The sequence below is a fragment of the Flavobacterium sp. genome (assembly GCF_035292545.1).
Classification (GTDB): Bacteria; Bacteroidota; Bacteroidia; order Flavobacteriales; family Flavobacteriaceae; genus Flavobacterium.
The window spans coordinates 22,586-36,495 of sequence record NZ_DATDPV010000020.1; the positions used below are offsets into that span (position 1 = coordinate 22,586).

The 13,910-nt window shown below is 34.5% G+C and carries 12 protein-coding genes; 8 read left to right on the forward strand and 4 right to left on the reverse strand.

Annotated elements, in window-relative coordinates; translation table 11 throughout:
* The first annotated feature begins 5 nt into the window (after window positions 1-5).
* Both VI621_RS03165 and VI621_RS03170 read left to right on the forward strand, forming a co-directional pair.
* Complete coding sequence (locus VI621_RS03165; protein ID WP_324216944.1) at window positions 6-1,409, forward strand: RagB/SusD family nutrient uptake outer membrane protein; 1,404 nt, start codon at window positions 6-8, stop codon at window positions 1,407-1,409.
* 107 nt (window positions 1,410-1,516) lie between these two features.
* Window positions 1,517-4,132 (forward strand): alpha/beta hydrolase family protein, encoded by a 2,616-nt coding sequence (locus tag VI621_RS03170; protein ID WP_324216945.1) that lies wholly within the window; start codon window positions 1,517-1,519, stop codon window positions 4,130-4,132.
* A gap of 52 nt (window positions 4,133-4,184) precedes the next feature.
* Here VI621_RS03170 and VI621_RS03175 read toward each other — a convergent pair whose 3' ends face one another.
* From VI621_RS03175 to VI621_RS03190, 4 genes are all read right to left on the reverse strand, one after another.
* Complete coding sequence (locus VI621_RS03175) at window positions 4,185-4,451, reverse strand: DUF6520 family protein (protein ID WP_324216946.1); 267 nt, start codon at window positions 4,449-4,451, stop codon at window positions 4,185-4,187.
* Between the two features lie 77 nt (window positions 4,452-4,528).
* Window positions 4,529-6,019 carry a MauE/DoxX family redox-associated membrane protein gene (locus VI621_RS03180; RefSeq protein ID WP_324216947.1) on the reverse strand — a complete coding sequence of 497 codons (1,491 nt, stop codon included), beginning with the start codon at window positions 6,017-6,019 and terminating at the stop codon, window positions 4,529-4,531.
* Between the two features lie 106 nt (window positions 6,020-6,125).
* Window positions 6,126-7,043 (reverse strand): helix-turn-helix transcriptional regulator, encoded by a 918-nt coding sequence (locus VI621_RS03185; RefSeq protein ID WP_324216948.1) that lies wholly within the window; start codon window positions 7,041-7,043, stop codon window positions 6,126-6,128.
* Between the two features lie 3 nt (window positions 7,044-7,046).
* Window positions 7,047-7,430, reverse strand: coding sequence for a hypothetical protein (locus tag VI621_RS03190; RefSeq protein WP_291113715.1), 384 nt, complete (start codon window positions 7,428-7,430; stop codon window positions 7,047-7,049).
* 244 nt (window positions 7,431-7,674) lie between these two features.
* On the opposite strand from VI621_RS03190, the gene VI621_RS03195 reads away from it, so the two are divergent.
* The 6 genes from VI621_RS03195 to VI621_RS03220 all read left to right on the forward strand — a co-directional run bounded on the left by VI621_RS03195 (window position 7,675) and on the right by VI621_RS03220 (window position 13,866).
* A complete protein-coding gene (locus VI621_RS03195; RefSeq protein ID WP_324216949.1) occupies window positions 7,675-10,101 on the forward strand; it encodes an aminotransferase class I/II-fold pyridoxal phosphate-dependent enzyme in 2,427 nt (808 codons plus the stop codon).
* A gap of 31 nt (window positions 10,102-10,132) precedes the next feature.
* Window positions 10,133-10,969: an RteC domain-containing protein gene (locus tag VI621_RS03200; RefSeq protein WP_324216950.1), complete on the forward strand. Its 837-nt coding sequence runs from the start codon at window positions 10,133-10,135 to the stop codon at window positions 10,967-10,969.
* 284 nt (window positions 10,970-11,253) lie between these two features.
* Window positions 11,254-11,544, forward strand: a complete 291-nt coding sequence (locus VI621_RS03205; RefSeq protein WP_324216951.1) for a helix-turn-helix domain-containing protein — start codon at window positions 11,254-11,256, stop codon at window positions 11,542-11,544.
* Between the two features lie 74 nt (window positions 11,545-11,618).
* Window positions 11,619-12,479, forward strand: a complete 861-nt coding sequence (locus VI621_RS03210; protein WP_324216952.1) for a transcriptional regulator — start codon at window positions 11,619-11,621, stop codon at window positions 12,477-12,479.
* 89 nt (window positions 12,480-12,568) lie between these two features.
* A complete protein-coding gene (locus VI621_RS03215) occupies window positions 12,569-13,192 on the forward strand; it encodes an ATPase (protein WP_324216953.1) in 624 nt (207 codons plus the stop codon).
* 38 nt (window positions 13,193-13,230) lie between these two features.
* Window positions 13,231-13,866 carry a hypothetical protein gene (locus VI621_RS03220; protein ID WP_324216954.1) on the forward strand — a complete coding sequence of 212 codons (636 nt, stop codon included), beginning with the start codon at window positions 13,231-13,233 and terminating at the stop codon, window positions 13,864-13,866.
* The last annotated feature ends 44 nt before the right edge of the window (window positions 13,867-13,910 follow it).

Below are 13,910 nucleotides of genomic sequence, written 5' to 3' on the forward strand. Positions count from 1 at the left end.
AAAAAATGAAAGCAATAAATAATTATAATAGGGTACTACATTTTTTATCAAAATGGGTTACTTGCACGGTACTGGTAATAACAATGAGCTGTGATAATTTTGTGGAGGTTGAGGTACCCAATTCACAACTAATTGGTGTTACAGTTTTTGAAGACAATGCAACGGCTAATGCGGCCATGACAAGTGTATATGCAAGTATTAGAGATAACGGTTTACTCACAGGTACTTCTTTAGGTATCTCAAATAATTTAGGGGCTTATGCTGATGAATTGGATTTTTATGGTGACCTGTCCTTTTCAACATTTTATTTTTTCAACAATGCAATCTTGCCGAATAATACGGCAATAGCTGATTATTGGAACACTACTTACAACCAAATATACAGTGCCAATGCAGTTTATGAAGGGGTTCAAGCAGCAACAATGCTTTCAGTAGCAGATGCAAACAGACTAAAAGGAGAAGCTTTATTTACAAGAGCATTATTACACTTTTACCTGGCAAACATCTATGGTAATATTCCGTATATCACAACAACTGACTACACGATAAATAGTACGGTGAGTAGAATGCCAATAAATCAGGTGTACGACTTGATTATTGAAGATTTGGATGAGGCAATAATTTTAGTGCCTTCGGAATATTATACAGAGGCACGTGCAAGACCAAACAAAAGCACAGTGCAAGCCTTTTTAGCAAGAGTATATCTCTATAATCAAAATTGGCAAGATGCAATTGATATATCCAATATAGTGATTGAAAATAGCATGTATACTGAAGAATCGAATCCAGATAATGTTTTTTTGAAAAATTGTACAGAAACAATTTGGCAACTTCCAACAGCGTTGGAAGGAAGTGCTACAGATTTTGCTGATACATTCACCTTGTTTTCTGGTCCACCTAATACCGTTGCCTTGAATACCGATTTTGTAAATCAAATGGAACCAAATGATTTAAGAAAACAATATTGGATTGGGGAAGTCACAGACGGAACGACTATTTGGTATTATCCGAAAAAATACAAACAAACAAATATTCAATCAAGTTCTTCCGAGTATGCGGTTGTACTCCGATTAACAGAGCAATTTTTAATTAGAGCAGAAGCTAAAGCACAGATGGGTGATCTCATTGGTGCGTTGCAAGATTTAAACGAGGTTAGAAACAGAGCGGGTTTAAATGACTTCATTTCAATATCGCAACAAGATATTTTAGAGGCTATTTTAAACGAACGTAGAAATGAATTCTTTACCGAATACGGTCATCGCTTTTTTGATTTGAAACGTTTTGAAAAACTAGACCAAGTGCTGAACCTCAGTAAACCGGGCTGGAATACAACAGATAAGCTTTTGCCAATTCCACAAACGGAGTTAAGTGTCAACCCGAATTTACTTCCCCAAAATCCAGGTTATTAATTATTTACCTCATACTATGAAATGAGCATGACCTAAAATTGGTCGCAAAAACCAATGAAAATATGCGAATTACATATGACCAATAAAAAAACAATAAATATCTACATATGAAAAAAATAAAATCCTTATCTATACATTCATTTATTCTTTTGTTTTTAACACCCTTTTTCGTTAGTGTAAATGCTCAAGAAAAGTTACCGATTTTACCCAAGGATTACTTGAACTGGAAAACGATGAATATAGCTTCTGTTTCCCCTTCGGGTAAATGGGTCAGTTATCAATTGCAGAATGAGGTTGGTGTTGATACTTTATTTGTACGCCATCTTGATAAGCCTATTACCTATACTTTTCCGTCTGTGCAAAATGGAATGTTCAGTGCATCTGATTATTTTGCTGTCTTGACCCCAATGGGATTAGAGTTGACCCATTTGGTAAGTGGCAAAGTGAAAACAATTCAGGATGTACAATCATATGCCTTTTCTAAAAAAGGAAATGAATTGGTAGTGCATAGCATAAAGGAAAGACAACTTCCAAGAATCGAAATACACTCGTTGCGAGACGGAACGCATCAAGTGATTGAAGGGGTTACTTCCTTTCAAATGAGTCCTGATTTGGAGCATTTTGTGTATGCACAACAACAGGGTAACCGACAACGCATTGGCTTGGTTTCTTTTGGAAAAAAGATAACGATCACAAATTATATAGCTAGTGAAACGGAGGGTATTTATGATCATTTTCAATGGTCAGAAAAAAGTACTGGAGTTGTTTTTCACCAAATGCAGAAATTGGAGACGACTGATGAAGCTGTTAGTGTTTGCTTGGTTGATCTTGCCAAAAAGAATTTTGTTACTTTTTCTAATGCAACATTTGCAAATTACCCATCTGGTGGAAAAATTTTGTCTCAACCTTTTGAATGCTTGTATCTTTCGGATGATTTAAGCAAGGTGTATTTTGCTTATGAACATAAAAAAAAGCAACCGGAACCACCTGCTTCTAACGTAGAAGTTTGGCAATGGAATTCACCTAGAGTTTATACTGAAAGTGTTCAAGTGAACGGAATTTTTGATAAGCGATGGCTTCTATGGGACAGAGCCAAAAATGCTATTGAGTTGTTAAATTCAGATGCTCTGCCTAAATTCTTTTTGGCAGGAAAAGGGCGGTTTCTTGTGTCCTATCATCCTTATGCTTATGAGCCACAGTTTGATTTTTTAGGTCCCGTAGATTATTATCTAACGGATCTACATACACAAAAGACTAAGTTGCTTTTGGCTAAACACTCTTCTAATTTTTTAGAAGTATTACCTTCACCAGGAGGAAAGTACATTTTATATTTCAAGGATAAGAATTGGTGGTATTACGACTTGGCGAAAGAGCTTCACTTGCCCATAACTAAGGATACGAAAGTAGCTTTTTATGATGAGTTGAATGACTTGGCAGGTGATGTTGATGCATATGGTGTGGTGGGATGGACAGCCGAAGACCGAACGGTTTTGTTATATGATCGTTATGATATATGGGAATTTGAACCAAAAACCGGACGTATGAGCCTTCTCACGGAGGGAAGGAATAAAAAAATTGTTTATCGACTACCTACTCATTTAAAGAGTAATGTAACCAAAAATTTTGATGGATATAATAATAATGAGATAGAAATTAATAATGGACTTTTTTTGATGGCTAATACTGATAATGGAGATAGTGGTTTTTGTTTTTGGGAGATGAACAAGCCCATGACACCCTTTTTAAAAGCTGCCAATACCAGTCAGTTTCATATAAATGAGGAGGATATGATTTACATAGAACAGCGTTTTGATTTGCCACCGCAATTGATGAAAAATAATCGACAGTTTAAGGAGAGCCTACTGGTTCAGAGTAATCCGGGTTATGGGAAGTATGATTGGGGAAGAGCTGTGGCGATTAACTATACCAATTCCAAAGGTCAGGCTTTAAAAGGATATTTGTGTTATCCGAGCCATTATGAAATGGGTAAACAATATCCCATGATTGTACATATTTATCAAAAACAATTCCGTGATATGCACATTTTCGAACCTCCCAGTCTTTATCCAACGGAAGGTTTTTTTGCCAGTAATTATACTACGCAGGGTTATTTTGTTTTCTTTCCGGACATTGTATTTGACTTAAAAGCAACTGGTTCTTCAGCGTTGGACTGCACCCTTTCTGGTGTGAATGCTGTTTTGAAAAAAGGGGAAGTTAACAGAAAAAAAATTGGGTTAGTTGGACATTCCTTTGGCGGTTATGAAGCCAATTATATCGCTACTCAAACCGATTTGTTTGCTGCTATCGTCTCAGGTGCTGGTGTGGTTGATTTGCCTGCTTTTTATTTGAATATGAATTGGCGAACAGGAAGACCCGATATGTGGCGGATGGAATTTCAACAATGGCGTATGGGCTGTTCGTTGTTTGAAGACCGAAATGCTTATGCCTTGAATTCACCATTGTCGCATGTCGAATCAATAAAAAGTCCCCTTTTATTGTGGTCGGGTAAGAATGATATGCAAGTAGATTGGCGGCAAAACGTTACGTTTTATTTGGCATTACGTCGATTAAAGAAGCAAGCTACATTGTTATTATATCCCGACGAATACCATTCTCTGGAAGAGCTGTCGAACCGATTGGATTTAAGGATTCGTTTGGAGCAGTGGTTCGCTCATTATTTAAAAGATGAATCACCAGCTGATTGGATTAAAGAAGGCATTTAAATATAAACAGGCAGTCAACTAATTGACTGCCTGTTTTTGTTAATAAGATGCTTTATGGTCTGAATAAAGCATTAACACAGGTATTACCAACTTTGTCATAGGCAATGTGACCAGATGGATAGCTCACGCGACACATCGGTCCTCCTGAATCTGAACATTGGACTTGCAATGCACAAGGTTGTCCTAAATTGTTAGTTGCCCAACCTATTTTTGGAGCTAGTTCTTCAGCAGATTGCATTGACATGGTGCCAAAAGCTCCTAAGATTCCTAATGCGAATACAAAAATGGGAATCATTTTTTTTAAAAATAAATTTTTCATGATATTAAAATTTAAAAATTAATGATCTACTCTTTTTCAGGTTTTCAATCGTTCCCCTGCTACTGGCCAGTATATTTTTAATGGGTTGTTTTCCCCATGGTTTTGAATTCATTGCTGAAAGTATATTTTACTAATTTATTGCCGACCAAAGCATATAAATTTGAATGGTTTACGGTAAAACTATGTAGTTTTTGACCGTTGTAAAGTGGAATGTAAAAGCTGAATAGGTATTGATTAGAAGCTAAGTTATACACATCAACAGTTGCATTATTTTGCCATGATTTTAGATGGTCAAATTGACCTCTTAAGGGGCTATTTATAAATAGTAAACTATTATAAGCAGCTACTTTATTATTTACAATGGTGGGTAAATTTTCTAATTTTTGCCCTTTTTCATTTCTTTTTATTTTGATGTTTGGTTGATAAAAGGTATCTATTGTTTTCCCTCGAACCATTTCTTTCAAATGATAGTCTGTCACTACATAACCATTTTTATAACGATACACATATCCTGTTTTTTTACTGATTGGGTCATGAAATAGGCTTCCTTCCGTTTCAAAAATTCCATCACTGTTTTTTTGCTTTTCTAACAAGTTTGAATTGGAGTGGAATACTAATGGGGTGTTTAGGTTAAAGGTTCCAATTATATTTTCTCCATTTTTTGCGTTATTGGTTCTAATGAGAAAGTTATGGTTAGTTAATGTCTCAATTTGAGTAAAAAAAGAGATGTTATGGTGTGTAGAAGTCACTTTCCACTCATTACATTTTCCTGTCATGATTAGAGGAATCGTACCGTCCATCCAATAGAAAAAAGGAGGATTTACTTGTATGGCTACTTTTTTGATGGGGATTTTTGTATCTTCTAGTTTAATGATACTTTCCTTTTTTGAGGATAAAGTGGTGTCAATTTGTAGAATGTGAGTTGGGGCAGTATAATTGGCTAGATAGATATTGTTTTTGTCAAATCCAGCAAAGTAGTAGGAGTTTACATTTAAATCTATTTCGCTTTCAAAATTCACCCATTTTGCGTGAAATATTCTAATGAACGGGTTTTCTTTTTGCAATTGGTAGGCAGCTATTTTGTAAAGCATAAATACGGAGGCTATACCTATAAAAGTTAATACGCTAACGATGCTAATGCTTTTTAGATTACATTTTTGTAAAAGGATGGCGACTAAACCCAAAACAACAAAAGCGATGTTGAAAATTAAATGTTCATTCCAGCTCATTTTTTCCAATACACCTCCACATGAACAAGGGATGTCCGGAATGAAATTTAGTATAATGTAAATGTAGGTTGAAAAAATAATCATCAATAAAAAGGCGACATAAAGAGCTAAATTTTTCCATTTTTTGGTTACTAATGCGATGGCTATTATCAACTCTATAAAAGGAATGAACCATACTATCCAATTGGTAAAGGGACTTATCACTATAGATTGGCTAATTTGTGTTTTGAAGTTTTCAAAGTCAATTATTTTACTTACAGCCGTATAAACCAAAAGTAAGATGTACAAGTAACGTACAAGCTCTAAAAATATAGTCCGTATTGTCTTAGAAATTCCCATCACTCAATAGTTTTAATTCTATGGAGTAAAATTCATAATTTAAAATTAAAAACACTTGTGATATCGGGAGGCTTACTTATCCAAAAGGGATTAAATACACTAAAAGCTAAATAGTTGTACTGCTCATTGAGTTTCGGCCAACTTCATTGGGAGAAATTCCAAACTGTTTTTTAAACGATTTGGAAAAATTCGGATAGTCAGTAAAACCATTAAGGGCAGATATGTTTTTTAACGGTATCGTAGTTTGTTGAATCATGAGATAGGCTCTTTTCAATCGCTCAGCAGTATAGAATTTATAGATGCTAGTTTTGAAAAAATGCCTGAAACCATCTTTTAGTTTATATTCATTAGTGCCAAAATGTCTTGATAAGTCTTTTAGGGATGGCAAAGGTTCATCCAAATGAGCAAGGATATAATCATAAACTTTTTGTGTCAAAAGAGCATCCGCTTTTCTTGAATTGGGTTGTTTTTCTTGTTCTTCTTCGTTTTTAGGGTCAATCATGTTTTGTGGATTCGAAACTACAAAACTCAAAATAATTTCATCCCTATTAAACAATTTGGTGATGGAACAATCAACGGAATAGATCAATTGTTCTTTAGTCAAAAACTGTAATGGAATCATGGTTTGATTCGAAAAATTATCATGAAAAGCTTCTTTTACAAAATTTAATTTGTGAAAGGATTCGTCGGTTAAGAATGTTTCAAGAGAATGATCAATTAGGTCGAGACTTTCATAACCTAGAACGCTCAAAAAAGCAGGATTAAAACTTTTAATATAGAACAAAGAATCCAACACTAAGTTAGTTTGTGTTATAAAACGGTAAGTGCTATGAGGGTTTACATATCCGGCATGAAAAATGGATTCTTTCATTTCTTCAGCAACCATGTTAACTAAAACAACCAAGGTCTCTAACTCATCATCATAAGAACTCAAAGGAATACGATTACTGAAATTCCCTCGTGCCATCTCAAACAGCATTTGATGCATGGCAACTAATCGCTCTTGATTGTGCTTTTGGTTCATAGGCTATAAGTGGTTATTTAAAAACAGAATAGCATCTTCTTTGTTGGTAAACAGTTGGGTAGGTACTGTAGGTTTGCTAATGTGTAAGTAAAAAGTACTAATGGTAATAGAAACTTTTTGGTGTACAATCAAACCTACTGCTTTGGTCAATAGTGACCCAGACTGGGCTAAGTAATCTCTACCTGATTTGTCAGTGTCGATGATGCCTCTTATGTCACAAAGAACTGGATAAGATTTTTCATTTTGAAATTGGATGCGGTCAGCCACAACCCGCTTGGCAACATTCAAGGTAAGAATGACGTCAGGTTTATATTCAAAAAAGAGAATGCCATTTTCAACCCAAAATAGGGCGTACTCATTCTCATAAAAATCATGAGCTGCAATCATGTTTCATGGAGTGTTGGTTAAAATTTAACAAAAATAGAAACAATTTTAATTATTCAAATTGTCAATTTGGGATAATTTGATGAAAATTACAGTATTGCTTGTCTATTTGGGAATATAATTTGTCAAATACGGAGCAATCAATAAAGTAATATAAATCATATCAAATTTTATAATGAAATTTAAAAACTCAATCTAAATAACTGCTAATAAAGCTATCTATTAACTAACCAAAACCAACAAAAAAATGGCGAAAATTAAACACAATAATTTCATCGATACAGTCGATGAAGTTTTATCAGGAGCAAAAAATGTAGGCGTTTTGCATCTCTATGCAGAAGATAAAAAACTAACAGGCAGAACGATCCAAATAAAAGGAAAAGAAATGTATCATTTTGGAACGACGGGCTACTTAGGTTTAGAGCAAGATGATAGAATCAAAGAAGCGGCCATTCAGGCAATAAGGGATTACGGCACACAATTTCCACTCTCTAAATCATACATTTCGCATCCGCTTTACAGCGAATTGGAAGCAAAAATCGAAGATATGTATGGCATTCCACCTATCATTACGAAAAACAGCACATTGGGGCATTTGGCAATTATTCCAACATTATTGAGAGATGAAGATGGTGTGATTATGGATCATCAAGTGCATTGGAGTGTACAGAATGCCTGTCAATTATTAAAACTAAGAGGTATTCCGGTGGAGATGATTAGACACAACAATTTAAACATGTTGGAAGAAAAAATAAAACAGCTTTCTTCTAAATGTGATAAGATTTGGTACATGGCTGATGGCGTATATTCAATGTTTGGAGATTATGCTCCTATTGCAGAACTAATTGAATTAACCAAAAAATATAGTCAGTTACACCTCTATTTTGATGATGTACACGGCATGAGTTGGATAGGCAAAAACGGGACAGGATTCGTTTTCGATAGTATTAAAGAACTACCAGAAAATATTGTGGTAGTTGGAACATTAAGCAAAACCTTTGGAGCAAGTGGTGCAACGTTGCTATGCAAAAACCAAAAACTTCGCGATAAGATTAAAAACTTTGGTGGTCCGTTAACCTTTTCCGCTCAATTAGAACCTGCTTCTGTCGGGGCGGCAATTGCATCGGCAAATATTCACTTATCTCCAGAAATTACAATCCGACAAAAAGAACTGGCTGCTAAGATTGAGTATTTCAATCAACTACTATCACAATGCAATCTACCCATCATTTCCAAAAACGATTCTCCGGTATTCTTTTTAGGAATGGGAACTCCAATATCATCTTACAATTTTGTCCATCGCTTGTTTAATGAGGGATTTTTTCTCAATCTAGGGATTTACCCAGCTGTACCCATCAAGAATACTGGAATTAGAATCACACTGTCAAGTCATAATCAAAAGCAAGATATTCACGAACTGGCAGAGGCAATGAAATACCATTACCCAAAAGCTTTAGAAGAAACAAACAATAGTGATGAAAAAGTTAGAAAGGCTTTTGGACTAAGTCTTGAAGATGCATTATCTATCGAAAATAAAATAGATGATGATATCATAATGGAAGAAAAAAGCACGATTGAGGATATTAACAAATCCGACTGGAATAACCTGATGGGTAAGAACAATATTTTCGATTGGAAAGGTTTGGTATATCTGGAAAAGGCATTTAAAAATAGCATAGACCAATATAATAATTGGGAATTCTTCTACTACACAATTAAAGATAAAAAGGGTAAAATACTGCTAATGACATTTGGTACGTATGGCATATGGAAAGATGATATGTTGGCCACAGAATCCGTTTCCAAACAGCTCGAAGAAATCAGAAAGACAAATCCATTTCATCTAACTTCCAAAGTAATAAGCTTGGGATGTCTTTTCACGGAAGGAAAACATTTTTATGTCAATCAAGAAGAAGAATTGGCAGAAAGAGCTGTGAAATTACTATTGGATAAATTGGAGGAAAAATACAATGATTTAAAGGCGGACATGCTGGTTCTAAGAGATTTTGAAGAGAAAAATACTTGGGATAAAGTCATTCAAGAACAAGGATATTTCAAAATTAACATGCCGGAATCCTGTGTATTTAAATCAGAAAAATGGCAGGGCTATGAGGAATTTTCAAAAATATTATCGCCTCGTTCCCGTAAGCATTTCAATAAGGAAATCATACCATTCGAAAAACACTATAAAGTAGAAATTAAAGACAGCTTGAACGATACAGAAATGGAAAACGCATATCAACTGTATATAAATGTGAAAAATAATAATTATGCAATCAATACATTCCAATACGCCAAATCCGTTTTTCAGAATATGAATGTTTTTCCAAATTGGGAATTCATTTTGTTATACTTAAACACAGAAGAGGATACTCCTTTAGTGGGTGTGATGTTTTGCTACAAAAATCAAAACCACACTTACGTACCGGAACTTATTGGTATGGATTATAGATGGGCAAAAGAATTCAATCTGTATCGTCAACTACTATTTCAAACCATAAAAAGAGCAAACGAACTAAACTTCCCTCAAATCGATTTTGGAGTTTCAGCTTCTTTCGAAAAAAGAAAAGTGGGAGCCAAAATAATCCCCAAAGTAGCCTATGTTCAGGCTCGCGACAATTATACCATGGAAGTAATGAATACAATTCAAAACGACTATAAGTCAATATCCTAATACGGTAAACTGATGTGCAACTAATTTTTATATGATGTTCAAAAAGACAATCGAAGCATTTAATTACAGCTGTAACGAAATTTTAGAATCAAACGACACTATGCTCAATAAGGCTAGTAAAGGCATCATATTGTGTAATCAAACCTTATCAAGTTTAAAAGAGATTGTGGACAAACGAGATTTTAATACCGTTCCAGAAGAAATTGATTTCTTTAAAAATAATAAACCGATTCCAATGAGTTTGTTGATTTTCTTTACTGAAGTAAGATCTTGCGAATTGAGAATGCCAAAAGCTGGAACAACCTATAAAGTACAATTTTTACAAAAAGAACTTCGGAAGATAAACAAGTTCTTTTATAAGAATGCCGACTTTGTACATTACATGGAACAAGGATATAGCTATTTAGACCATCAGTTCTTCACTCGAAATCACCGAAATAATTTTCCATTTACTCCTATGACAGATTATTATCAGTTTCCAGAATTTTCAACGTCTCAGGATATGCTTTGGGCAAAAGTAAAAGCCATGTATCGTTTTATTCATTACATCCGTCAGGCATTGAAACGATTAAAAGTAGATGATGCAGATATTTTTGAAGACAAAAAGCACAAGGTAATTGTTTGGACGGGACCAAAAACAGCATTAACCGAATTGATTTATGCCTTATTCTCCAACGGTGCAATCAATCATGGAGCAGCCGATATCAATTTGATTACCTCATCATTCGAAGATTTTTTCAACATCAAACTAGATAATATCTACAAAACATATTCCGAAATCAAGGCTCGTAAAAGTAGTAAAACCAAATTCTTGGAAGAACTCACACTCAATCTACAACAAAAAATGGCAAAAGAGGATATGGATTAATCTCGTAACTACGAAAGCACAAGGCAGTAAACACCTAATTTAATTGGAGTTTACTGCTTTTTTTATTTACAACACTCTAACAAAATGATAAAAAACATCATTTCTTTTCCAAAATAATAATCAAGTCATATAAAATCAAAAATAAGAAGCCAGCAACAACGGTGCTTGATTAAATTTTGATGTTAAATTTTATCGGTACTACGAAACGTATTGGGATAAAATGAAATAAAATAGAAGGTATTTTGTAATAGTAAAACAATTGATACTAATTAAAATCAAATCGTATGACACTAGAAATCCTAACAAAAGAAGACCTCTATCAATTCAAAAATGAACTTTTAGCTGACATCAAAAAAATTATAAAAGGAGATGATAACGCAACGTCAAAAAAATGGCTCAAATCAAAAGAAGTCATCAAGCTATTAAACATATCACCTGGAACACTCCAAAACCTCCGCATCAACGGAACCCTAACCTATACCAAAATCGGTGGCACACTCTACTATGACAATGCCGACATCGATAAACTACTTAACACCAACAAAACAAACGCAATACCTACTCTTTTCAAGTAAACACTATTTTGTCAACCTGAACTTGTTTCAGGTTCTCGTCTTAATACTTAATACTCAAATCTTAATACTTCCAAATGAATTACATAAAGCATTTAACCGGCTTCTTCGAAAAAGTAGTACTCGACAAAGCACTAAATCCAACCCATGTCAGCCTATATATGGCCTTATTCCAATTCTGGAACTGCAACCGCTTCAAAAATCCAATAAGCATTAATCGCGATGAGGTAATGCGAATAAGCAAAATCAGTTCCAAAGCAACCTATCACAAATGCCTGAAGAACTTGCACAGTTTGGGTTACATCAACTACGAGCCATCCTACAATCCATTTAAGGGAAGTCACGTCATTTTATTCAATTTTTCCGAAGATTTAAAACCAGCTCCAAAAAGTGAGAGAAAGCTAAAAAATGAACCACTTATCGAACCTGTTTCAGAACAAGCTCTAAACAAGTCTTGTACCAGTGATGAAACAAGTACTGAACAAGCAGTAGTACCTTCTATAAACTATATAAACAATACAAACAGTTCAAACGAAAAAAACGTTGCAAACTTGAACGAGCAAGCAAAAAATTTTGAAGAAATAAATAATTCTACTTTAAAAAATAAAACCGAAGAAGAGAAAGAAAAAAAGTTCCGCGAAAAAAAGAAAGAGTTTTTTGTCACTTCGAGCGTAGTCGAGAAGCCAACAATCGAAGAAGTCAAAACCTATTTCCAAGCCAACAACTTCCCAGAACTCGAAGCACAAAAATTCTTCAATTATTTCTCCAGTGTAGGTTGGCTAGTCGGAGGTAAAATCCCAATGATCGATTGGCAAGCGTCAGCCCAAAATTGGATAATAAACAGCGTCAATTTCAATCACAACACCGACACAACACCGACAAATCGACCAAAACACCTCAACACCATAACCGATAAAAACTATGCAGAACCTTTATAACACTACTGTCATACTGAACTTGTTTCAGTATCTCAAGCTCTGCGAACCTTGCGTAAACCTTTGTGGACTTTGCGGTTAAATAAAAAACCATGGAAAACGAAATAAAATCCCATTATAGCTATTCAGAAGTCATAATATGGCTAGAAAAAAAAGGCATTGAACTATACGGCAATCATTTCAAAATAATAGAAACCGATTACCCAATCGTTTACAAACTCATTGCCTATTTCCTGAAGGATGAACCAACATGTTTTCAATACGGAATAAATCTCGACAAGGGAATATTATTATCTGGACCAATAGGTTGCGGTAAAACATCATTAATGAACCTAATGAAATACCTAACAGCAACCGAACACAAATTCTACGTAAAACCCTGTCGAGACATCAGCTTTGAATTCATCCAAGATGGTTACCAAATCATTCACAAATACAGCATTGGAAAACTCTACCAATCCGAACCAAGAACCTATTGTTTCGACGATTTAGGAACAGAAAATAATTTAAAATACTTCGGCAACGAATGCAATGTAATGGCAGAAATTATATTAAGCCGATATGATCTATTCATCTCAAAAAAACTAAAAACCCATATAACCACAAACCTATCAGCCACAGAAATAGAAACCCACTACGGCAACCGAATTCGTTCTAGATTACGTGAGATGGTCAATTTAATTGCATTCGAAAAAACAGCACAAGACAAAAGATAAAATTCGTGTAAATCCGCGTTTCAACAAAAAGTAACAAAATGAAAACAATAACCAACTTCTGGAACTACTTCCAACAAAACAACTTCGTTTTTCTACTCCTAAACGAAATCCCAAAAGAAGAACTAAAAACACATTTCGACAAACTAATCGAGATACTACATCAATACAACAAAGATCTAGACCTCATCATCAAAAACAAAACAAACGGTGCAGAGATAATCATTACAGCAAACGGAAACCCCTATCTTTTCAAAGAAGTAGAATTACTAGTTCGTCATTCTCAAAATATAAAACGTTGGAAAATAACCGCTTTTCTCCAACCCGAAACCAACCTAACCAAATACGAAAACGGCACCGACAAACCATTAGAATTCTATGGCATCACTCTACGAATAAGTGAAATGTATTTCATACCATCAAAAAATCCAAACAAACCAACCGATTTAGGAATAAAAGTGTTGCTCAAAAATTACATCATCCATAAAGATAACCCAAGACTTCGCGAAGCAGTTTACGTTCATATCGAACATCTAATTGGTGAAAAATCCTTTGCAAATGACATATCGTTTATCGAAATAGACCAACTAGAAAAACATGACTTAGAAGATGATGCCGTACTTGAATTATACAATCTGAGAGTATTTATTGATGGATTTAAACTCAATGAGAGGTAATTATAAACCTTAAAGTATTTATTATTAATTTTATAAACTAAATT

Excerpts from the sequence above, each read along its gene's own strand:
- VI621_RS03190 (WP_291113715.1), bottom strand. The coding sequence starts at position 7,430 with ATGATTGCAGCTCATGATTTTTATGAGAATGAGTACGCCCTATTTTGG.
- VI621_RS03185 (WP_324216948.1), bottom strand. The coding sequence starts at position 7,043 with ATGAACCAAAAGCACAATCAAGAGCGATTAGTTGCCATGCATCAAATG.
- VI621_RS03200 (WP_324216950.1), top strand. The coding sequence starts at position 10,133 with ATGATGTTCAAAAAGACAATCGAAGCATTTAATTACAGCTGTAACGAA.
- VI621_RS03220 (WP_324216954.1), top strand. The coding sequence starts at position 13,231 with ATGAAAACAATAACCAACTTCTGGAACTACTTCCAACAAAACAACTTC.
- VI621_RS03215 (WP_324216953.1), top strand. The coding sequence starts at position 12,569 with ATGGAAAACGAAATAAAATCCCATTATAGCTATTCAGAAGTCATAATA.
- VI621_RS03180 (WP_324216947.1), bottom strand. The coding sequence starts at position 6,019 with ATGGGAATTTCTAAGACAATACGGACTATATTTTTAGAGCTTGTACGT.
- VI621_RS03170 (WP_324216945.1), top strand. The coding sequence starts at position 1,517 with ATGAAAAAAATAAAATCCTTATCTATACATTCATTTATTCTTTTGTTT.
- VI621_RS03165 (WP_324216944.1), top strand. The coding sequence starts at position 6 with ATGAAAGCAATAAATAATTATAATAGGGTACTACATTTTTTATCAAAA.
- VI621_RS03210 (WP_324216952.1), top strand. The coding sequence starts at position 11,619 with ATGAATTACATAAAGCATTTAACCGGCTTCTTCGAAAAAGTAGTACTC.
- VI621_RS03205 (WP_324216951.1), top strand. The coding sequence starts at position 11,254 with ATGACACTAGAAATCCTAACAAAAGAAGACCTCTATCAATTCAAAAAT.
- VI621_RS03195 (WP_324216949.1), top strand. The coding sequence starts at position 7,675 with ATGGCGAAAATTAAACACAATAATTTCATCGATACAGTCGATGAAGTT.
- VI621_RS03175 (WP_324216946.1), bottom strand. The coding sequence starts at position 4,451 with ATGAAAAATTTATTTTTAAAAAAAATGATTCCCATTTTTGTATTCGCA.